At 59.0% G+C, this 23,431-nt stretch carries 11 protein-coding genes; all 11 read left to right on the forward strand.

All coding sequences use genetic code 11. The features are described from left to right. Positions 1-123: 123 nt before the first annotated feature. The 11 genes from HUW35_RS09080 to HUW35_RS09130 all read left to right on the forward strand — a co-directional run bounded on the left by HUW35_RS09080 (position 124) and on the right by HUW35_RS09130 (position 23,404). Positions 124-1,326 (forward strand): ABC transporter ATP-binding protein, encoded by a 1,203-nt coding sequence (locus HUW35_RS09080; RefSeq protein ID WP_181255249.1) that lies wholly within the window; start codon positions 124-126, stop codon positions 1,324-1,326. Between the two features lie 95 nt (positions 1,327-1,421). Then, positions 1,422-3,638, forward strand: a complete 2,217-nt coding sequence (locus HUW35_RS09085) for an extracellular solute-binding protein (RefSeq protein WP_181255251.1) — start codon at positions 1,422-1,424, stop codon at positions 3,636-3,638. Further along, positions 3,635-4,591 (forward strand): sugar ABC transporter permease, encoded by a 957-nt coding sequence (locus HUW35_RS09090; RefSeq protein WP_255463583.1) that lies wholly within the window; start codon positions 3,635-3,637, stop codon positions 4,589-4,591. The genes HUW35_RS09085 and HUW35_RS09090 overlap by 4 nt, the downstream gene beginning before the upstream one ends. Positions 4,592-4,968: 377 nt before the next feature. Further along, a complete protein-coding gene (locus HUW35_RS09095) occupies positions 4,969-7,974 on the forward strand; it encodes a TonB-dependent receptor (protein WP_181255252.1) in 3,006 nt (1,001 codons plus the stop codon). Positions 7,975-8,110: 136 nt separating this feature from the next. Then, the gene (locus HUW35_RS09100) at positions 8,111-8,842 is read left to right on the forward strand and encodes a SapC family protein (protein WP_181255254.1); all 732 of its coding nucleotides are present in this window, start codon (positions 8,111-8,113) and stop codon (positions 8,840-8,842) included. A gap of 8 nt (positions 8,843-8,850) precedes the next feature. Further along, on the forward strand, positions 8,851-9,885 hold the full coding sequence (locus tag HUW35_RS09105; protein ID WP_181255255.1) for a cupin-like domain-containing protein: 1,035 nt from the start codon (positions 8,851-8,853) through the stop codon (positions 9,883-9,885). 42 nt (positions 9,886-9,927) lie between these two features. Then, on the forward strand, positions 9,928-11,421 hold the full coding sequence (locus HUW35_RS09110; RefSeq protein WP_255463585.1) for a tryptophan halogenase family protein: 1,494 nt from the start codon (positions 9,928-9,930) through the stop codon (positions 11,419-11,421). Positions 11,422-11,718: 297 nt separating this feature from the next. After that, complete coding sequence (locus HUW35_RS09115; protein WP_255463586.1) at positions 11,719-14,451, forward strand: di-heme oxidoredictase family protein; 2,733 nt, start codon at positions 11,719-11,721, stop codon at positions 14,449-14,451. A 141-nt stretch (positions 14,452-14,592) separates the two neighbouring features. Continuing rightward, complete coding sequence (locus HUW35_RS09120; protein WP_181255259.1) at positions 14,593-16,131, forward strand: glycoside hydrolase family 16 protein; 1,539 nt, start codon at positions 14,593-14,595, stop codon at positions 16,129-16,131. 212 nt (positions 16,132-16,343) lie between these two features. Beyond that, entirely contained in the window at positions 16,344-18,884 is a 2,541-nt protein-coding gene (locus tag HUW35_RS09125) for an exo 1,3/1,4-beta-D-glucan glucohydrolase (protein ID WP_181255260.1), read from the forward strand. A gap of 326 nt (positions 18,885-19,210) precedes the next feature. Then, positions 19,211-23,404, forward strand: a complete 4,194-nt coding sequence (locus HUW35_RS09130) for a glycosyl hydrolase (RefSeq protein WP_181255262.1) — start codon at positions 19,211-19,213, stop codon at positions 23,402-23,404. Positions 23,405-23,431: the final 27 nt, after the last annotated feature.

Below are 23,431 nucleotides of genomic sequence, written 5' to 3' on the forward strand. Positions count from 1 at the left end.
CTATGAACAACGCCGGTCGATTGGCGTGTGGCTCCCCCTGATATACCGGTTCCCAATTCAACGCGGGTCGTCTATTGTGATTTGACACGCCAGTGGCTTGCTCCGGCATGACAGGGCGCGCCGATGACAAAAGTGGCGCACCGCTGGCGGCGAATATCAGGAAGCGACAATAATAAGCAGGTCACAAAGACCGGTAACCCGACGAAGAGAGAGGCCCGCCCCGTGGCCAATATTGAATTCAAAGGTGTCAGCAAGCGCTATGCAGACGGTCCCGCCACGGTGCCGGGCCTCGATCTGGAAATTCGCGATGGCGAATTTATGGTGGTGGTGGGCCCATCCGGCTGCGGCAAGTCCACCATCCTGCGCATGATTGCGGGGCTCGAGTCCATTTCCGCCGGCGACCTGTTGATCGGTGGCCACCGGGTTAACGACCTGCCACCGAAAGACCGGGACATCGCCATGGTGTTCCAGAACTACGCGCTCTATCCGCATATGACCGTGTTCGACAACATGGCCTTTGGTCTGCGGGTGCGCAACTTCCCCAAGCTGGGGATTGAACGGCGGGTACGCGAGGCGGCGGAAACCCTCGGCCTTGCCGACCTGCTGCAGCGCAAACCGGGCCAGCTGTCCGGCGGCCAGAGCCAGCGGGTGGCACTGGGGCGCGCCATGGTGCGCGATCCCCAGGTGTTTCTGTTCGACGAGCCACTCTCCAACCTGGATGCGGAACTGCGTGTACAGATGCGCAGTGTGATCAGCCGCCTGCATCGCCAGCTGGGTACGACCTCGGTGTATGTCACCCACGACCAGGTGGAAGCCATGACCCTCGGTACCCGCATCGCGATTCTCAACCAGGGAACCCTGATGCAGGTTGGCACGCCGCTGGCGCTGTACAACGATCCAGACAACACCTTTGTGGCGGGCTTTATGGGCTCGCCGCCCATGAATCTGGTGCCGGTGACCAACGACGGTACCCAGCTGACCTGCGATTTGCTGAGTCTGCCCCGCGCGCATTTACAGGGGCAGAAAGCACTGCTGCTGCTCGGGCTGCGCCCGGAAAAACTGGTCTATGCCGCCAGCGCCCCCGCCAACTGGCCGCGGCTCAGGGGGGAAATTGAGCTGGTGGAAAGCCTGGGCGCGGAGATGCTGGTGCACCTGCGCACGGGCAATGCTCAGCTAGTGGCGCGCTTGCCCGGCTTGCGCGAGTTCACCCTTGGCGACACGCTGGAGCTCGCCTTCGATCCCGCGGCGGTGTACCTGTTTGATGCGGAAAGCCGGCAGCGCATTCGCGGCGATGTAGATGTTGCCCGAGCCGGAGTCCGGGCGTGATCCCTGCCTCGACCCGCGGGAACAGGCCTGCTGGCGAAAATGCGGTCGGGCAGACGCTGTGGGGGAAGTGTGCAGGCAGGCTCCTGCAAGTATTTTTGTTGCTGGTTGTGTTTGCCAGCCAGGCCAGCGCCACCGAAACGCTCACGCTTTGGCACGGCTACCGCGGCGCCGAGCGCGCCGCCTTCGAGGAGTTGATCCAGCAGTACAACCGCAGCCAGAGCGCCGTGCTGGTGAAGCCACTGGCGGTGCCTTTTGGCGGCTATGCGGACAAGCTCTCCGCCGCCCTGCCGCGCGGCCAGGGGCCTGACCTGTTTGTGTTCGCGCACGACCGCCTGGGGGGATGGGCCAGTGCCGGACGCACAGTGGCACCCATTGATCGCCACGTCAGTGAACGTTTACTGCGGCGCTTCCCCCCGAACCTGATCGATGCCATGACCTTCGGCGGTGACCTGTACGGGTTGCCGTTTGCCTTCAAGAGCCCGGCGCTGATATTGAATACCGACCTGGTTCGAGCGGCGCCCGCCACCACCGACGAGCTGGTGGTGGAGGCCCTGCGCCACACCGACCGCAGTAGCGGCCGCTTTGGCCTGGCTTACAGCTATACCGAGCCGTTTTTTCACGGTGCGCTGATGAACAGCTTTGGTCGCGGTCCCTTCGATCGCGGCGGCAACCTGGATCTCGACAGCGACGCCAATATCCAGTCGATGGAAATGCTCGCGCGCTGGGTGCGTGACGACCGGATACTCCCGGAAGAGCCCACCAGCACACTGGTTACCAGCCTGTTCAATCAGGGGCGCGCGGCCATGGTGATCAGCGGTCCCTGGATGCTGGGGGAGATTGCCCCGGGGGTGAACTATCGCGTGGTGTCGCTGCCGGTGAACAGCGAGAACGGCCGCCCGCTGGCGCCCTGGGTGGCGGTGGAGGGACTGTTCCTTTCCCCCTGGACCAGCAACCCGGCCGCGGCGGTGGCGGTGATGGAATTTCTCACCCGTCGCGACTCTGCAGAAAAGATGGGTATCGAGGGCGGACAGCTGCCGGCCAATGTCAGCGCCTTCGAGCATCCGCAACTCGCTACCGACGATAGCGCCATGGCATTTCGCCGCCAGCTGGAAGTCGCGGTACCCATTCCCAACCTGCCGGCCATGACCCTGGTGTGGGTGCCGCTGGAAAACACCCTGAAAAAAGTAGTCAAGGGCGCGGCGCAGCCGGAAGCGGAGATGCGCCAGCTGCAGCGACAGTTGAGCATCGATCTGGCGCGGCTGGAGCGTTCCCGGGCGCGGGGGGAATCGCCGGCCGAGATGCCGGTTTGGCTCTGGATGATTCCCCTCGCTCTCGCACTTTTGGCGCTGTGGTCCTGGCGCCGCTACCGTCACCAGCTGGCCGCGGGCTGGCGATCCAACCGCACTGCGTATCTGTTCCTGATGCCCGCCATGCTGGGGATGCTGGTGCTGGTGTTTTTCCCGCTTTTGTACGGATTGCTGCTGTCGTTTACCGATACCACGGTATTCAATGAGCATGCACCTTTATGGTCGCGGTTTATCGGGTTCGACAACTACGCGGCAATTCTCGGTGATTTCCACCTCTGGCGAGGGCGGGGGGGCGAGCGCAGTCTCGACTTCGACAATTTCTACTGGACCCTGCTGATCACCATTTTGTGGACTGCCTGTAACGTCACTGTGGCGGTGGGCTTGGGGCTGGCGCTCGCGCTGGCGCTGTACCGCCCCATCTTTGGCCGCGCCTGGTTCCGCCTGATCCTGATCTTGCCCTGGGCCATTCCCAACTACATTACCGCGCTGGTGTGGAAAGGTATGTTTCACCCGCAGTTCGGTGCCATCAATCAGGGATTGCAGGTGCTGGGACTGGCACCGGTAGCCTGGTTCGATACCATCGGTGCCAGCTTTTTCACCGGCGTGGTGACCAACGTGTGGTTGAGCATCCCGTTTATGATGGTGGTCATCCTCGGCGGCCTGCAGTCGATCCCCCGGGAGCTGTATGAAGTGGCGCGGGTGGAAGGTGCCGGGCGCTGGTTCCAGTTCCGCTCGATCACCCTGCCGCTGCTAAAGCCCGTGCTGATACCTGCGGTGATCCTGTCGGTGGTGTGGACCTTCAATATGTTCAATGTGATCTACCTGGTGAGCGACGGCGCACCGGCGGGGGCCAACGATATCCTGATCACCAAGGCATTCCGTATCGGCTTCGAGAAGTACCAGTACGCCTACGCGGCCGCCTATTCCATGGTGATCCTGTTGCTGCTGTTCTGCTATGCCATGTGGCAGATGCGAATGAGCCGAACGCTGGAGATGGCCCGATGAACACTCCGTCTCCCCGCAGGAGCCTGCCTGCAGGCGAACGAATTTGGCAACGGGTCTGGTTCGCCTGCAGGCAGGCTCCTGCAAGGATTGCCCGGGACGTCTTCAGCTGGCGCTTCGCCTTGCTGATGTTTGCCTCGCTGGTAGTGATCTACCCGCTGTTGTGGGTTGTGAGTCTCGCCTTTTCCGGCCAGCAGTCCCTGACCCTTGTGCGCTTGCCGGAAGATGCCGGTGTCGGGCAGCAATTGCTCGCCCTGCTACCGCTACCGCAGCAGTGGACCCTGGACAACTTCCGCGCGGTGCTCACCGAGCAGCCGTTCCTGCGCTGGCTGGGTAACAGCCTGATCGTCGCTTTCGCCACCACCCTGGTGGGCTTGTCCCTCAGCTGTACTGCGGCTTACGCGTTTTCCCGTTTCCGCTTCGCCGGCCGTGCGCGCGGTATGATGCTGTTCCTGATCTCGCAGATGTTCCCGGCGGTACTGATGCTGATCCCGCTGTATGTGATCGTGGTGCAGTGGCTGGGGCTGGGGAATTCCTGGCTGGGACTGATCCTGGTCTACTCGATCACCGCGCTGCCGTTCTGTGTGTGGATGCTGAAGGGCTACTTCGACACGCTGCCCTACGAAATCGAGGAGTCCGCCCTGCTGGAGGGCGCAAGCCGCTGGACAATCTTCACCCGCATTGTTCTGCCCCTGGCGCGCCCGGCCATCGCCGTGACCGGTCTGTTCGCATTTATGACCGCCTGGAACGAGTTCATCCTCGCCTCCATCTTTATGGATGAGGAATCCCGCTACACCGTGCCGGTGGGGCTGCGTTTCTTTGTCAGTGATTACGCGTCTGAATGGGGCTACTTTGCCGCGGGGTCGATCCTGGTGTCGCTGCCGGTGGTGCTGCTGTTTCTCGCCCTGCAGCGCGCCCTCGTGTCCGGGCTCTCTGCCGGAGCGGTCAAGGGGTAGTCCCGCGCAGGTCACTCGACGATACTGCGACCTCGGAGTCAATCTCTGGCCGTTTGGTCACTCGCACGGTGACGCTCCTGTTTTCCCGTCTCGGAGGCGTGCCGCCCCAACCTGGATCGCCGTCTGCTCGCACTTGGTGCAGATCTGCGCCAAAATTATAACTAATTGATTTTAAAGGATTTTTTTATTCCCGGTTTGCCGGGACCAAGGTGGGATAGTCCATTTCTCGCGTTTTTACCAAGGTGGGACGACTCAAATTGTGGCGTGGCGGGAGTATAGCGTGGCGCCAGATCGGGTTATCCTAGTGCGGTCTTCGAGGTACCCGAATCCGGCGAAACCTATAACGAAAATGACGTGACGATGGGGGAGACAACTCCATGAACAGAATGACCGGATTCAAGAAGAATTCCATTGCGGTAGCCATCGCGACCACCATGGTCGGCATCACCGGCGTAAGTGGCTCCGCCTTTGCCCAAACCGAACAGGACGCAGCACTAGAAGAAGTGGTGGTGCTGGGTATCCGCGGCAGTCTCGAAAAATCCATGGACGTGAAGCGCGATGCGAAGGGCATCGTGGACGCGATTTCCGCAGAAGATATCGGCAAGTTCCCCGATACCAACCTGGCGGAATCCATGCAGCGTATCTCCGGTGTGTCTATCGATCGTGTGAACGGTGAAGGTAGTAAAGTCACCGTGCGCGGCCTGGGCCCGGATTTCAACCTGGTAACCCTGAATGGTCGTCAGGTTGCGCGCACCACCGGCGGTCGCTCCTTTGACTTCCAGAATATCGCCTCGGACATGGTTACCGGCGTAGAGGTCTCCAAGACCAGCAACGCCACTCTCCCCTCCGGCGGTATGGGCGCCACCATCAACCTGCTGACTGCCCGTCCGTTCGACACCCCCGAGCGCACCATGCGCTTTGGCGTCAAGGGCGTGATGGACGAGTCCTCCGATGACGCGAGCATGACGCCGGAGTACAGCGGCTTCTATTCCGACACCTTTGCCGATGGCAAATTCGGCGTGGCCATTTCCGGCTCTGTACAGGAGCGCGAGAGCGGTAGCCAGCAGGCACTGGTACCCGGTGGCTGGATCAGTGTCGAAGGCCAGATGGACAACAACTGGGACGGCGTGAATGATGCCTGGGGCGCAGTGCCGCTGGAAAACCAGGTCAACCGTCCGGGTGAAGGCGATATCTACTCCGTCGCGCAGAACGCCGCCTTCAAATTTGAAGAGCAGCAGCGCAAGCGCACCAATGGCCAGCTGGTTCTGCAGTGGGCGCCGACCGACGACGTTACCGCGACTCTGGATTACAACTACTACCAGAACAAGATCGCCAAGCAGTTCAACGATATCTCCGTATATCACGCCTGGCAGGGTGACCAGCGCGGCGTGTGGAGTGACGGCCCCATCTCCACCCCGATCATCTACTCCGAGTTCTACGGCGCACCCAGCGATGTGGCCATGGGCGGCGGCAGCACCGCGGAAATTCACGAAGGCGATATGCTGGGCGTGAACCTCGAGTGGCAGGTGAGCGACAAGCTGAACCTGTTCTTCGATGGCCAGCACTCCGAAGCCGAGCGCACCCCGGACAGCCCCTGGGGCACCAGCAACGTGCTGACCGTTGCCGCCATGGTGCGCGAAGCCAGCAGTGTGGACTTCACCGGCGATATCCCGGCCATCTATGTGGACTCCGCCAACGGCGTGAACGCCTCCGATATCATCGTTACCGGTTCCGTGTTCACCAACTCCAAGGATTACTCCGAGGTTGACCAGTTCCGCTTTGGCGGTAACTTCGAGATCAACGAATCCAGCGATATCGATTTCGGCATCGCCCGCCAGGAAGTGTCCAACCGTTCACAGTCTGTATTTGTACAGCGCAATAACTGGGGTGGCGCCGGCCCGGCTTCCGACCTGCCGGACGAGCTGTTCACCGCCAAAAGCATTTCCGACAAGTTCGACGAATCCTGGGGAGACTTCTCCGAGGTCGGCGGGCTGGAGCCGCTGGACATCTACTACGCGTGGAACTTCGACGCGGTGCGCGCCGTGGCTGAAAACCTGTATGCAAACAACGCGACAGACCTGGGCACTGCCAACCGTGTAGGTGATTGTGGCACCGCCTTCTGTGCGTCTACCGACTACGCGTCTGACACCGACCGCGCCACCACCGAGACCTCCACCTCGGCGTATGCCCAGTACAACTTCAGTTCTGAAGTGCGCGGCATGCCCTATGAAGTGAATACCGGCCTGCGCTACGAACAGACAGATGTGGATTCCGTGTCCGTGGTTCCGGAATACGACCGAGCGGAGTGGAACTCCAACAACGAAGTCGCCATTCTCGGCACCGGCGAGCAGGTATACCTGAGCGAAGAGGGTAACTACGACTACTGGCTGCCCAGCATCGCGTTCAAAATGGATGTCACCGAAGACGTAGTAACCCGCGCTGCAGTCAGCAAGGCGATCACCCGTCCGGATTACAACTCCATCAAGGGCGGCACCACCATCGGCACTATTGCCAATGGCGGCATCGGCGGCGGTTCTACCGGTAACCCGAGCCTGCTCCCCTACGAATCGATCAACTACGATCTTTCCGTGGAGTGGTACTACGGTGAGACCAGTTACGCCTCTGTGGGCCTGTTCCGCAAGGACGTATCCAACTTCATCAGCAACGCGAAAACTGAAAAGTCACTGTTCAATATCGCCAACCCGGCGGACGGTGCCCTGGTGGATGAAGCGCGGGCAAACGGTGCCAACGATGCAGAATCCATTCGTCAGTACATCGCTGCGAACTATGCCGATAGCGATTATGTTGATGTGACCTACCAGGAAGATGGCGTCACCGTCGACAAGATCTTCATCAAGGGTAACCCTGCCACCGACAACGACATGGTCTTCCTTGTCGATACCCCGGTGAACAGCGATGTGGACAACACCATCGACGGCGTTGAGCTGGCGGTGCAGCACATGTTTGGTGAGACTGGTTTTGGTCTGCAGGCCAACTACACCATCGTGGATTCCGAACTCAGCTACGATCCGTTCATCCTGGTTGACCAGGAAGCCATGGTCGGCCTGAGTGACTCCGCGAACCTGGTGGGCTTCTACGACAAGAACGGATTCCAGGCGCGTATCGCTTACAACTGGCGCGACGAGTTCCTGAGCTCCCGCGGCCAGAATACCGGCGCCAACCCGCAGTATGTTGAAGCTTACAGCCAGATCGACCTGAACGTGAGCTACGAGCTGCCGCAGCTGGAAGGCTTGCAGGTGTTCCTGGAAGGCATCAACGTTACCGACGAAGCACAGCGTGTTCACGGCCGTGACAAGCGTCAGCTACTGGGTTACTACCAGGGTGGTGCTCGCTGGCAGCTGGGTGCCCGCTACGCCTTCTAAACCATTTCACAGGATGGTTTGAATAGGCACGGAAAGCCGCTGGTCGTCAGGTCAGCGGCTTTTTTTATACCGCAATTGAACTCAGCCAAAATAGGCTGCCGTGAAAACAATAACAATGAGTGAAGAGAGAAGTAGGATGACGAATGCAGTACTGCTGAACAATGTAGAGCATCGCGATCTGCGGGTGCAGACAGGGCGCTCGGCGGCGTTTGGTGACGACAACTGGTATGCGCTGACCTTCCCGCTGGAGTTTCGCGCACTGCAGGGCCAGTACCCGATTTTTTTCCAGAAAGATGCCAACACCGGCGCTTTCTTTCCGCTTGCACTACTCGGGCTGGAACCCGGGGAAAACCTTTACCTGCGCGACGATCAATGGGCGGCTTCCTACCTCCCGCTGACCATTCGCCGTGAACCGTTTCTGATCGGGCGCCAGAATTTTGTGGAAGACGGTGTGCAGAAAACCCGTCGCGTGATTCATATTGACCTGGATAGCCCGCGGGTGAATCGCGAGCAGGGTGAAGCCCTGTTTCTTGAGTACGGCGGCAACTCTCCCTTCCTGGATGGCGTGGCGGACATGCTGGAAGCGATCCACCACGGTATCGAGCAGAGCGAAAAATTTATTCGCGCACTGCAGATTCACGGTCTGCTGGAATCCTTCACCATGGATATCACACTGGATAACGGCGAGGCCAACCAGCTGAAGGGTTTCTACACCATCGACGAGGAGCGCCTGCGCGCGCTGAACGCTGAGGATCTGAATGAACTGCACCAGGCGGGATTCCTGGAGGCCATATACATGGTGCTGGCTTCCCAGTCCCAGGTGCGTCGCCTGATCGATGAAAAGAACCGTCGCAACGCCGCTCAGTGAGGTGTGAAATGACACAGCCGTTTATTGAAACCGCAGGCCTGCCGGCCACCCGTGAAGCCCGTGACATTACACCGGACAATGCACTGGACGCGCTTGCGGGTATCACCGAGCCGCTGGTGCTGCGGGGATACTGCGCGGATTATCCCGCGGTCGCCGCCGCAAGGGAATCTCCGCAAAAAATGGCAGAGTACCTGCTGGATCAATACAGCGGTCATCCGGTCAATGGTTGCTACGGCGGGGCGGAAACCGGTGGGCGGGTGTTTTACAACGAAGACCTGAGCGGATTCAATTTCGAAACCCGCCGGGTGGCACTGGGCGAATTGCTGGACGACATTCTTAGCGGTGCCGGTGCACAGCAGGCAGCCATGCGCTATATGCCCTCCAGTGAGGTTTCTTACTGGTTTCCCCGGTTTTCCGCGGCCAACGATGCCGGGGTCGCCAGTGTTTCCCCCATCGGCTCACTGTGGCTCGGCAACAAGGTGCGTATCGCCGCGCACTACGATTTTCCGAATAATCTCGCCTGCAATATTGCCGGTAAACGCCGCTTTACCCTGTTGCCGCCGGAGCAGATTGGCAATCTCTATCCCGGCCCACTGGAGTTCGCGCCGGGCGGGCAGGAGATCAGCCTGGTGGATTTCTACAATCCCGATTTTGAGCGCTTCCCGCGCTTTCGCGAGGCCCTGGCCAGCGCACAGGTGGCGGAGCTGGAAGCGGGTGATGCGCTGTATATTCCCGGCATGTGGTGGCACCACGTAGAGAGCCTGGATACGTTGAACGTGCTGTACACCCACTGGTGGCGGGATTCGGCCCCGTACCTGGGGCGGCCGACCAATGCGTTGCTGCACGCCATGCTCGGATTGCGCGATCTGCCGCAACACCAGCGAAAGGCGTGGCGGGCACTATTTGATTACTATGTATTTGAGGCGGGCGCCGAATCTGCCGAGCACATTGAGCCCGCGGCACGCGGTATTCAGGAACAGCCACTGTCGCTGGAAAAAGCGATGCAACTGCGCGCAAAACTACAAAATGACCTGAAACGGTAACTGCCGGGAAAACGCAGGCAATAACGAGTTGAGAGAACGAGCGTGAACACACAAAACAATATTCGCAAAGTGATCATTGCCGGTGGCGGTACAGCGGGCTGGATGGCAGCGGCTGCGCTGGCGAAACTGCTGGGAAAAAATCTCGATATAACACTGGTTGAATCCGAGGCAATCGGCACCGTCGGTGTCGGCGAGGCAACCATCCCCACCCTGCACCTGTTCCACCAGTTACTCGGTATCGACGAGCGTGAGATGATGGCGGCAACCAACGCGACCTTCAAACTGGGGATCGCGTTCGAAAACTGGAAAGATGTCGGGCAGGACTACATCCACTCGTTTGGTGCCGCGGGCAAAGATTGCTGGGCGTGTAACTTCAGCCATTTCTGGGTGAAGGGACGACAGCTGGGCATCGAGCACGATATCGGCGATTACACCAAAGAACATCTCGGTGCGCGCATGGGGCGCTATGCGGTTTCCCCGCGCAGCGAGCGCACCCATGCCTATCATTTTGATGCCAGCCTCTACGCAAAATATCTGCGCACCCTCGCGGAAAAACACGGTGCGCTGCGGGTCGAAGGAAAAATCGAGAATGTACAGCTCGACCACCACAGCGGTCATATCAAGGCACTGCAACTGGAAAATGGCGAGCTGCTGGAAGGCGACCTGTTTATCGACTGCACCGGCTTCCGTGGCCTGCTGATCGATCAGGCATTGCACACCGGGTTTGACGACTGGGGGCACTGGCTGCCCTGTGATCGCGCGGTGGCGGTGCAGACAGGAAAATCCGCAAATCCAGTACCTTACACCCGTTCCATCGCGCGCGAGTCCGGCTGGCAGTGGCGTATTCCGCTGCAATCCCGCACCGGCAATGGCCTGGTTTTCTGCAGCCATTACATGGATGAAGGCGCGGCCACCAGGCAGCTGCTGGAAAATGTCGAGGGTGAACCACTCAACGATCCGCGGGTGATCCCCTTCCGCACCGGCACCCGCCGCCAGCACTGGAATAAAAACTGTGTGGCGATCGGCTTGTCCAGTGGGTTTATCGAACCGCTGGAGTCCACCAGCATCCACCTGATCCAGCGCAGTATCGTACGGCTGCTGACCCTGTTCCCCTCCACCGGTATCGTGCAGACGGATGTGGATGAATATAACCAGCTGATCCGTGAAGAGACGGAAAATGTTCGCGATTTCGTGATCCTGCACTACAAGCTGACCGATCGTCAGGATTCGGAATTCTGGCGTCACTGCCGCGGTATGGATATTCCGGAATCTCTCGCGCGCCGTATGGAAGTGTTCGAGCAGAGTGGTCGCGTTTACCAGAATGGTACGGAACTGTTTGGCGAGAGTTCGTGGCTACAAGTATTACTCGGCCAGGGATTAATGCCGAAAAGCTACCACCCCATCGTAGATATGATGAGTGACGAAGAGTTGAGCCGTTTCCTCTCGGGTATTCGCAGTCAGGTGCGCGGTGTAGTGGATGGATGGCCGGACCATATGGAGTTCATCAACCATTACTGCAAAGCCCGGATGGAATAAGCTGCACTGAAATTTTTCAGGCCGCGAGTCCATCGAGAGGTTGCCGATAACTGTTGAAGGGTTCACAAAAAATATTTTGCAAATGGTACCTCTGTGCCTGTTTGGCGCAGGGAGCCGCGCCATTTAAATGCGATTTACAAAGTGGGACGATTTTTAGTCCCGGAAAAGTCTAGTTTCACCGACGCAAAACATAAGAGTGCAATGGAAAGTGCATTAGCGCTCGCGAACTCGAATAACCAATAATCAATGCGAGGTTCATTCATGCGTCGAATCCCTGAGCAAACGGGAGCCTTTCGGGTGCCCGTATTTTCCCTTCTTGCCAGTGCGACCCTTTTCTTCGCCAGTGCCGTATCCCATGCGCAACAAGTCAACCTGGCAACCGGCGCGCCGGTTACTGCCAGTACTGCAGATCTCCCCGCGAGCAATGCCGTCGATGGCAACACCGGAACCCGCTGGGCATCTGCTGCGCAGACGGACCCATCCTGGATCGCGGTGGATCTGGGGCAGCCCTACGATCTGGATCAGGTAGAAATTTTCTGGGAGGCAGCGAATCCGGATACCTATGAAATCTGGGGATCAAACAACGGTATCGACTGGACCACGCTGTCGACGCAGACCGGCGGCGTATTCGGGCACCGCACGGACACGGTGACCGTGGACGGTATTTACCAGCAGGTGCGTATCCAGGGGATAAGCCGCAGTGCCGGCAACCAGTGGGGATACTCTATCTGGGAGCTGGGTGTATATGGCACCCTCGCTAACTGCGACAGCGGTTGCCTGGTGGAGCTGGATGCCTCGACCGCGCAGGCGCGTATGAGTGGTGGCGATATTGTGGATGTGCACTATACGGTAAACGGCGGCGGCCAGATGAATGTGCGCATGACACAGAATGGCAGTAACTGGACGCATAATATTCCGAACCTGTCAGTCGGCGACGTGGTGACCTACTACTTCACCAAAATTACCGCCGGGGTTGGTGAAACGACTAGCCCGGCACAGTTTACCTTCGCTGGTCAGGGTGGTTCTTCTTCGTCATCATCATCATCTTCTTCGTCCTCTTCCGGCGGAGGGTCCGGTGGCAGTAGCTCTGGCAGCGGTAGTTCGAGCAGCAGCTCTTCTTCCGGTGGCAATCCGGGGTTGGGAAATATCGTTCCGCTCTTCAACAGCGGCACGCCACTGGAGCCGGCCATCAGCTTCGAAACACCCACCGCACTGGTAACCCGCTTTTCAGATCGCGCGCGCGATCGCCACGCCAAGGAAGATCACTTCCAGGCCTACGATCACTACCTGAGTTTTTACTGGGAAGACCGCACCGCCGCCATTGAAATCATCGACGAGGTGGCCAAGGGCGGGGCTACGGTGCGGATGAATGTACGCACCCAGTTCAGACTGAGTGATACCGAAGCCGAAAACCGCTGGTTTTATCGCGGGGTAGGTACCGTAGCCGAATACTGCGACAACGGTGTGATGAACGTGGTGGATAACTACAACTATTACAAGGAGCGCAGTTTCAACTGCCGTGAAAATCGCGCGATACAGGTCGGCGACAAACTGGAATTTGAAATCAGCCAGTTCCTCGATCCCAGTGTGCCTAATGGCCGTGCAAACTATTACGGTACCACCTTTCTGTATATCGTCGGCGAGGGACTGGTCCCGTGGGATGTGGGCGGAACCACGCCGTTTGGTGGAGTGAAGGATTCCTACAAGATTGCAGAAAAGGCCTGGCTAGGCGGCGACACCACGATTCACGCGCTGACGTCCGGGGAAACCGACAACCACTTTATGCAGATGGCGACAAACATGGGCTACGACAATGCCCAGCCGTTTATGCTGGGGCGTCGCGTGCTGCACAGCTCTGCCATCGATGGCGTCCACGATGAAAAACCCTTGGAAAACCCACCGTTTGCGCCCATGGTGGGGCTCGCCGGGCCGCACTACATCAATACCAGCTGTGGCAGTTGCCACGAGCGTAATGGTCGTGCGGCGCCGGCGGCGGTTGGTGAGCCACTGGAAAAGTGGACCTTCAAAGTCGCGGATGCGAATGGCAATCCGGATCCCTACCTCGGTTCGGTATTGCAGCCGAAGGCGCGTGATGGTGCGGCCAGCGAAGGCTCGGTTTCCATCGCCAGCTGGAGTGAGCAGAACGGCTTGCGCTCACCCAATTACGCATTTACCGGTGTGACACCGCAACGCTTTTCTGCGCGAATCGCACCGAATCTTGTGGGGATGGGATTGCTCGAAGCGGTCAGTGAAGCTGCGATTACCGCCGCGGCTGACCCTGCAGATGCCAACGGCGATGGTATTTCCGGCCGAGCCAACCGCGTTATCGATCCGGAAACCGGCGATACCCGTCTGGGGCGTTTCGGCTGGAAAGCCGGTGCCGCAAGTATTCGCCACCAGCTGGCGCGCGCTTTCAATTCCGACATGGGGGTCATGACATCAGTATTCCCCAGCCCGGATTGTGGCAGCAGCCAGGCGGACTGCGGTGCGGCAGGTGCCGAACTTGCGGACAATCACCTGCAGGATCTCACCAAATATATTGCGCTTCTGGGTGTGCGCCCTCAGCGGAATTACGACGATCCTTCCGTGGTAAACGGCGGCCAGTTGTTCTCCTCTGTGGGCTGTGCGGATTGCCACACGCCGACCCTACAGACCAGCGCATACCATCCGTTTGCCGAACTGCGTAATCAGACGATCCACCCATACACTGATCTGTTATTGCACGACATGGGGCCGGGCCTGGCTGATAACCTCGGAGAGGGAGAGGCCAGTGGTGCGGAGTGGCGCACACCACCCCTGTGGGGACTCGGGCTTTCCGCGTGCGTGACCGGCGGTGTGGAAAACCCGATCGGTGGACAGGGCAACGAAGTGTGTACCCCCGAGCACAGTTACCTGCACGATGGACGCGCGCGCAGTATCGACGAAGCGATTCGCTGGCATGGTGGTGAAGGTGAAGTATCTAAAAACGCCTACCAGGCACTGCCTGCTTCGCAGCGACAGGACCTGCTGAATTTCCTTAACTCCCTGTAACACCGTTAAACCCGCTCGCCCCACCTTGGAATCATCATCAAGGTGGGGCGACCTGTGTGCGTTTTCCGGGTTACAAAAAAAAAGGGCTGACAACCCGAGCACTCCACAAGAAAAAAATAAACTCGCGATGAGGAGACAGCGATGTCCAAATTGTTATTCCGCACGTCCGTTCTGGGCATGGGGCTGGCAGCGGCGGCCTGCGGTGGCGGCAGCGGTTCCGGAAATGAAGAAGATCCCGGCGTGCCCACTGATCCGGTGGCAGAGCGGCCGGAGCAATGTCTGGAGGACCCTCTCAATTCCGGCTACTGCCTGGTATGGGCGGACGAATTCTCCGGCGAATCGATCGATAGCAAAAAATGGTCGCACGAGAAAAACTGCACCGGTGGTGGCAACAACGAGGCCCAGTGTTATACGGATGCAGCGGAAAATTCCTGGGTTGCCGATGACATGTTGCACATCAAGGCAATCCGCGAAGACGCCACCGGGCCCAATCGCGTGGACGATGACCCCGATTACGATCCCGAAGACACCTCCGGCAGCGGCACCTACACCTCCGCGCGACTGCGTACCAAGGGGCTCGGAGACTGGAAATACGGTCGTTTTGAAATGCGCGCGAAACTGCCTTTCGGGCAGGGCTCCTGGCCGGCATTCTGGATGCTGCCCAGCGAATGGGCGTATGGCGGGTGGCCGCTCTCCGGTGAGATCGACATCCTCGAGGCGGTAAACCTGAAAGTCGGCGGCGAAGACCGCGTTCACGGCACCCTGCACTACGGGGATTCCTGGCCGGCCAACAAGTACACCGGCGAGGCCTACCAGATTCCCGGGGGCCTGAACCCCGCCGACGATTTCCACACCTACGCTGTGGAATGGGAAGAGGGCGAGATCCGCTGGTACGTGGACGGCGACCACTACGCCACCCAGACCAGTGATGGCTGGTACACCACCGCGGCCCTGGACAATCCACTGGCGCCGTTTGACCAGACATTCCACCTGATCCTGAACCTTGCGGTGGGCGGCGACTGGCCGTCCAACGTCAACGACACCGGCATCGATGAGAGTGCCTTTCCGCAGGAGTATGTGATCGATTACGTGCGGGTGTATCAATGCTCGGAAGATTTTGAAACCGGCAAAGGTTGCGCCAGCAGCGACGGCGAGTTTGTACTCAACCCCGGGATCACACCGCCGCAAGCGCCGGATGGCGATGGCGAAGAACTGACCATTTTCGATGGTGCCGTGCAGGCGCCCTATCAGTGGCTGACCTGGACTGCCAGCGGCAGCGTTGATCTGGAAGTGGTGGATGCCGGCGGCGAATACGGGGAGGTTGGTCAGTTTTCCTTCAACACGAATCAGGGGATCGGCTATTTCCAGTCGGAAGCCGCCTTCGATCTCAGCGCCTACACCTATGTAAAGTTCGACCTGCGCGTGCTGGCGGAGCCCGCGGATGCGGGGGCCGCTTCGCTCACGTTCCGCGCGGACTGCGGTCACCCCTGTTCCTCCGGTGATATTCCCCTGGATATGCCGCCGGTGAACCAGTGGACCCAATTCCAGGTTCCAGTCATGGATCTGGTGGACGGTGGGCTGAATGCGCAGAGCGTGAATACCCCGTTTGTGATTTCTCCCGGGTGGGACAATCAGATGGGAGCGGTATTGCAGGTGGATAATGTGGTCTGGAGCCGCTGATCCGTGTCCCATTTTCCCGATTTGCACAGGGTGGCAAGGTGGTTTGCACCATTTTGTGACGGAAAGGGGAAGTGGGACGACCCTTTTCGGCGCAGCCCGTACAAAGGAAGCTGGAAAAGCCGGGCGAACTGGAGCGAGCAAGCGAGTAGTCGCCGCAGGCAAGTCACTAGACAAATAAGAACCAATGCATATCCAAGGGGAGTAGCGCGGTGATGAAAAAGCGAATTTTGCTGGGGGTCATCTCCGGACTGATAGCCGGTGGCCTCGCCGGTTGCGGTGAACAGAAAATGGCCGCTGAGCCGCAGGCAACGGATGCCACTGCTGCACAGGTAAATGACGCCTGGCCAGAACTGGCCAGTCCGATTGCCCAGGATCCGGCGATGGAAGCGCGCATCACCGGACTGCTGGACAAGATGTCGATCGAGGAAAAGGTCGGTCAGCTGGTGCAGGTGGAAATTCGCTCCGCGACCCCGGAAGAGGTCAAGCAGTACCACATCGGTTCCATTCTCAATGGTGGCGGTGCCTTCCCAGGCGACGACAAGCACGCGAGTATTGCCGACTGGGTAGCCCTGGCTGACAGCTATTACGAAGCCACCATGGACACCAGCGACGGCGGTGTTGCCATCCCCGTAATCTGGGGTACCGACGCGGTACACGGACACAACAACGTCATCGGCGCGACCCTGTTCCCGCACAATATCGCCCTCGGTGCCACACACAATCCCGAACTGATGCGTCAGGTCGGCGCTGCCACCGCGGCGGAAGTTGCCGCTACCGGTATCGACTGGATCTTCGCCCCCACTCTGGCGGTGGTGCGCGATGACCGCTGGGGCCGTACCTACGAATCCTATTCCGAAGACCCGGCCGTGGTGCGCGACTACGCGGGCAAACTGGTTGCGGGCCTGCAGGGCGCACCGGACAGTGATGAACTGTTCAATGGCAAGCATCTGGTTGCCACTGCCAAGCACTTCCTCGCCGATGGCGGTACCGAAAACGGCATCGACCGCGGCGACGCGATCATGAGCGAAGAAGAGCTGATCGAAATCCACGCCCAGGGTTACTTCACTGCCATCGAGGCCGGGGTACAGACCGTGATGGCCTCTTTCAGCAGCTGGAACGGCAAGAAGATGCACGGTCACAAATACCTGATGACCGATGTACTGAAAGAGCGCCTCGGGTTTGACGGTTTTATTGTCGGCGACTGGGCAGGTCACCAGTTTGTGAGCGGCTGCAGTAACGTGAGCTGTCCGCAGGCGATCAATGCCGGTCTCGACATGTTCATGGCTCCGGACCCGAGCTGGAAAGAACTCTACAAAAACACCCTGGCGCAGGCCAAAAGCGGCGAGATCTCTGCGGAGCGTCTGAACGACGCCGTACGCCGTATCCTGCGCGTCAAGCTGCGCGCGGGCCTGTTTGAAGCCGGTGCGCCTTCCGAGCGCGCGTTTGCCGGTGACGAATCCCTGATCGGCGCCCCGGAGCACCGCGCCATCGCCCGTCAGGCCGTGCGCGAGTCCCTGGTGCTGCTGAAAAACAACGACAACCTGCTGCCGCTGGCGCGCAACCAGCGGATCCTGGTCGCGGGTGATGGTGCCGACAATATCGGCAAACAGTCCGGTGGCTGGAGTATTACCTGGCAGGGTACCGGTAACCAGAACAGCGATTTCCCGGGTGCTACCTCTATTTACGGTGGTATTGCCAAGGCGGTGGAAAGTGCTGGCGGTACCGCGGAACTGTCGGTAGACGGACAGTTTGAGCAGAAGCCGGATGTCGCCATTGTGGTATTCGGTGAAGATCCCTACGCAGAAATGCAGGGTGATGTTTCCAACCTGGATTACCCGGGAGAGAGCGATCTCGAACTATTGAAGCGCCTGCGTGCGCAGGGTATCCCGGTGGTCTCCCTGTTTATCACCGGTCGCCCGCTGTGGGTGAATCCCGAACTGAATGCCTCCGATGCGTTCGTGGCGATCTGGCAGCCGGGCACCGAGGGCGAAGGCGTTGCCGACGTGATCCTGCGCGATGCCGAGGGACAGGTGAATCACGATTTCACCGGCAAGCTGACGTTCTCCTGGCCGAACGACGCGCAGCCTACCGTGCGTAACCCTGGTGAAAATGAAGCGCTGGCGCAATTCAACTACGGCTACGGCCTGAGTTACTCCGACTCGGTACAACTGGCGACGCTGTCTGAGGAGAGCGGCCTGTCCGAGGCGAATACCAAGGAAGCGCTGGCGGTATTCAATGGTCGCGCGCTGGACCCGTGGAGCTTCCAGGTCACGGATGTTGGCAATAACCACTCGGTAATTTCCAGCAGTGTCGCAAAGCTGCAGGGTATCAGCGTGCAGTCCGTGGATCGCAATGTGCAGGAAGACAGCCGTCGCCTGCAGTGGAGCGGTGAGGGCAATGCCATTGCCGGTTTCTTTGCCAACAGCCGTACGGATCTCTCCGGTTACCTGGCCAATCAGGGCGCGCTGGTGTTCGATGTCAAAGTGGACGCAGCGCCCAGCGACGCGGTAAATCTCGGGATTAACTGCGGTATGGAGTGCGGTGCAGAGCAATCCATTACCGACCTGCTCAAGGGCGCTGCGCCCGGTGAGTGGAAAACCGTGGCGGTAGATTTGCAGTGTCTCGCCAAGGGCGGCGCAAAAATGGATATGGTGCTGTCACCTTTCTATGTGCGCACTGCCGGCGCCCTGGATGTCACGATTCACGATATCCACATCGCTGCGAATGCGGAGACTGATATCAGCTGCGGATAATCTATTTCCTCAGATTTAAAGCATTAACCCGGCTGCCACCCTTCCACCTCCCCGGCAGCCGGGTTCCGCGAATCACCCACAAGGTGACGGCCGGACCAGACAACAAAAATAACGCTGTATTAGCCGGGTAACCGGTTTCCAAGAAGTACCCCTGACAATCAAGCAGTACCCCTCCTGAAAAATCACAGGAGTTTTGGGCGCCATTGTTATTCCACGTGTTTCAGGGAAGGACCTGCTGCGCCCCGATAAAGCCCCGGTCGGGTATGAGCCGAAATTTACATCCCAGTCCGGTACTCAACAAATAGCGATGCATGATGGGAAAAATAATGAAAAGCAAAAGAGCGACGGTTAAAAACCGCTTGCTGCTGACGGCCGCGTGTCTGTTGGCACAACCCGCCATTTTTACCGCGGCCGAGGCGCAGACCCAGCCTCTGTGGTCCGATGAGTTTGACGGTGAGCGGATCAACCGCGATATATGGACCTTCACCACCGGTGGCGACGGTAATGGCAACGGTGAGCTGCAGTATTACACCGCGTCGGAAAAGAATGCCTACCTGGAAGATGGCAACCTGGTGATCGAAGCCCGGCGCGAACCCTTCGAGGGCAAGGAGTTTACCTCGGCGCGCCTGCACACTAACGGCCGTATGGGGTTCAAGTACGGCACCCTGGAAGCGCGGATCAAACTGCCCAAACTGGACAACGGCCTGTGGCCGGCGTTCTGGATGCTGGGTAACAACTTTGGTGTGGATGGCTGGCCCAAGTCCGGGGAAATCGACATCCTCGAGGCGGGGTTCAAGGCGGCCATCGACGACGGCACGGTGAACAATGCAGTTTCCGGTGCACTGCACTGGTGGCATGAATCCGGTGACTGGAGTGATTGGCTGCAGGCGGATCACGCCGAGGATGTGGTGCTCGAATCCAACCTGTACGAGCAGTACCACACCTATCGCCTGGACTGGACCCCCACGGACGTGACCATCTCCGTGGACGACACCCAGATTCTGACCATGGATATCACCGATCCCAACCTGTCAGAGTTTCGCGATAACCCCAACCATATCCTGCTGAACCTCGCTGTGGGCGGTTGGAATTTTGTCGAGATCGAAGATCCGGCACTGATTACCGCGGACTTTCCGGCGAAAATGTACGTGGACTACGTACGACTTTATGCCAATGAACACACCGAGCTGGAAGTTGCCAGCGACGATTACTATCGCGGTGACTTTGGCATCATGACCGAAACCCACCCGGTACTGGATGAATTCAACTGGGGTGACAAGTCCAACCTGTACATCTGGAATAACATGACCACTGTCGCCACCGCGCCGGCGGAGGGCAGCGCAGTGCTGTCTTACGAGGTGGCCGCGGGCGACTGGTGGGGCATGGGTTTGCTGCATAAAGACTACAACATGCGCAATTACGCCCACGGTTACCTGCACTTCGATGCCAAGGTCAATTCCAGTGTGAATATCGAAGTGAACATGGCCAGTACGTCCGGCAGCGATGCCAGCGTATTGCTGACCGCGGGCGGCGAGGAATACGGGCTCGAGCGCGATGGCGAGTGGCACCATGTGGCGATTCCCCTGGCAAAATTTGGTGGTCTGGATATGCAGACGATCAAAACGTTTTTCAGTGTTTCCGGTCCCGCAGCGGCGGAAGACTTCCAGATCGCTTTTGACAATATCTACCTGAGTGAAAGTATCGCCCTGGAGGCGCCGGAGTTCGGCAGCTACGGGATTTACACCGAAACGGCTTCCCATATGGACGCCGGTAACTTCGCCTTTGGAGTCAACGGCGACCTGTTTATATGGGATGAAACCCTGCAATTATCCGCAGGGGAAACCCGCGAGGGGAATTCCGCGCTGAACCTCACCTCTACCGGAAAAGGCTGGTTTGGACTGGGGTTGACCGCGCGCGAAGGGTTCAACCTCACCGCGTTTGACAACGACAGCGCAGCGCTGCATTTCTCGATGAAAACCAGTGACCAGACCGAATTCCGCATCGGCCTCAAGGGTGGCAATGTGGACAACATTGGCCAGGCCTGGATTACCTTCAAGCCCGGTGCCGATCCCTATGGGTTTGTTCGCGATGGCCAGTGGCACGACATCGTTATTCCCATGAGCGAACTCGCGGGCGACCTGGATCTCGCGGATATGCGCCAGGTATTCCAGGTGCTGGGTTTTGGCGAAGTGGCCGAGCTGTCCATTGATGATGTCTACCTGTCCGGCGGTGAAGAGGCACGGTTACCCGGCACCGATGGCGAGCCGGTAAACCGCGCGCCCACTGCGGCGATCAAACCGTCGGTAATGGGTGGCCCTGCGGGCACCGCTGTCACCTTTGACGGTAGTCAGTCCAGCGACGTCAATGGCGACGCGCTTACTTACAGTTGGGACTTCGGCGACGGTACCACCGCAAGCGGTGTCAACCCAACGCATACCTATGCGACGGATGGCAGCTACCGCGCCGTATTGACTGTCAGTGACGGCGAAGCGACGGCAACCGCAGTCACCCATATCTTTATCGACGACGCCTATGGCAGTAGTAAGAGTGCCAAGCGCGGTCTCGGTTATGGCCATCACTCCCAGGAAGATTTCGAGGTGATGTCCCGGGGGATCTCCTGGTGGTACAACTGGAGCCACGCGCCGGATGTGCAGATCGCAGATATCTACCAGAACTACGGGGTTGAATTTGTCCCCATGGCCTGGAATGGCGGCTTCGATGAGCAGGGTATGCGCGCCTATATCGCGGCGCACCCGGAAGTGAAGTATATCCTTGCGTTCAACGAGCCCAATTTCCTCGAGCAGGCCAACATGACCCCGTCCCAGGCCGCTGCAGAGTGGCCACGCCTGGAGGCTATTGCCGACGAATTTGGCTTGCAGATCGTGAGCGTGGCGATGAACTTCTGTGGTGTCTGTGTTACCGAAAACGGCACTACCTATTACGATCCCATCGAGTACTTCGATGATTTCTTTGCCGCCTGTCCGGACTGCCGTGTGGATGCCATGTCCATTCACGCCTACATGCCGGAAGTTGGCGCTATCGAGTGGTACGTGGATCTGTTCAAGAAGTACAACCGCCCGATCTGGCTCACGGAGTTTTCCGCCTGGGAAGACACCACCACGGAAGCGGATCAGCAGAAGTTCCTGATCCAGACCGTGGACTACCTGGAAAATGATCCGGACGTTGCCCGCTACGCCTGGTTTACCGGTCGTCGCAATGGACACCCGTATAACGGCCTGTTTGATTACCGCCAGTCCGGTGTGCTCACAGAGCTCGGCAATATCTATGTGAATATGCCAGTGCACGGTGCGGCCAGCCAGCACGCGCTGCCGAAAAAAGTTCAGGCGGAAGCCTACGGCAGCATGAACGCGGTACGGGTGGATAAAACCACCGATAGCAGCGGCTTCCTGGATATTACCGAAACCGCTGCCGATAGCTGGGTGGAGTACAACCTGGTAGGTGCAGCGGGCAGCGCAGAGCTGGCTCTGCGGGTCGCCGCGGAAACGGCCACTACCATTGAGGTATTCGTAGATGGTGTCAGCCAGGGTACGGTCGCAGTACCGGCTACGGCCGGCGGTTGGGATACGGTGACTACGACTGCCAACCTGAAAGACGGCGCACAAAAACTACGTCTGGTTTTTGCCGGCGCGGCGCAGTTGAACTGGCTGGATATCGATGCCGGTGGCAGCAGCAATCCCGACCCGGCACCCACCAGCAACCTGGCCCTGAACAAGACCGTTGAAGTATCCTCGATGGAAAACGGTGACCTGAGTGGCGCCGCGGCAGTGGACGGCGATATGGGCACCCGCTGGTCCAGTGCGTGGAGCGATCCGCAGTGGATTTCGGTAGATCTCTCTGCAGTTTCCACGATTGATCGTGTGGTATTGAAGTGGGAGGCCGCTTACGGCCGCGCCTACGATATCCAGGTTTCCGATGACGGCCAGACCTGGAATACCGTGGCGAGCGTAACCGACAGTGATGGTGGCGAAGATATTATCAATGGCCTCGCTGCCAGCGGCCAGTACCTGCGGGTATTTATCAACGAGCGTGCAACCGGTTGGGGTGCCTCGCTGTGGGAGCTGGAAGTCTACGGCAGCGGTGGTGACAGTAGTGAACCGCCCTGTTGCGATCCGCAACCCGGCGGAGACTTGGCGCTGAACAAGCCGGCTTCCGCTTCCTCCGCAGAGGGCAATTACTGGTTCGCGGAATACGCGGTGGATGGCGATGCCGGCACCCGCTGGGCTTCGGACTTCAGTGATAACCAGTGGCTTCAGGTAGATCTCGGCAGTGTCTACAGCCTGAGCCAGGTCGTACTCAATTGGGAAGGTGCTTATGGCAAGGCTTATGAAATCCAGGTGTCTGATGATGGCGGCAACTGGACTACCGCAGCTACCGTGAGTAATGGCGACGGCGGCGTGGACCAGATTTCAATTAACGCCAGCGGACGCTATGTGCGCATGCAGGGTGTCGAGCGAGGCACCGGCTATGGCTATTCCCTGTGGAGTTTTGAGGTTTACTGAACTCCATAGAAATAAAAAAAGGGCACC

The organism is Microbulbifer sp. YPW1 (assembly GCF_013367775.1).
Lineage (GTDB): Bacteria > Pseudomonadota > Gammaproteobacteria > Pseudomonadales > Cellvibrionaceae > Microbulbifer.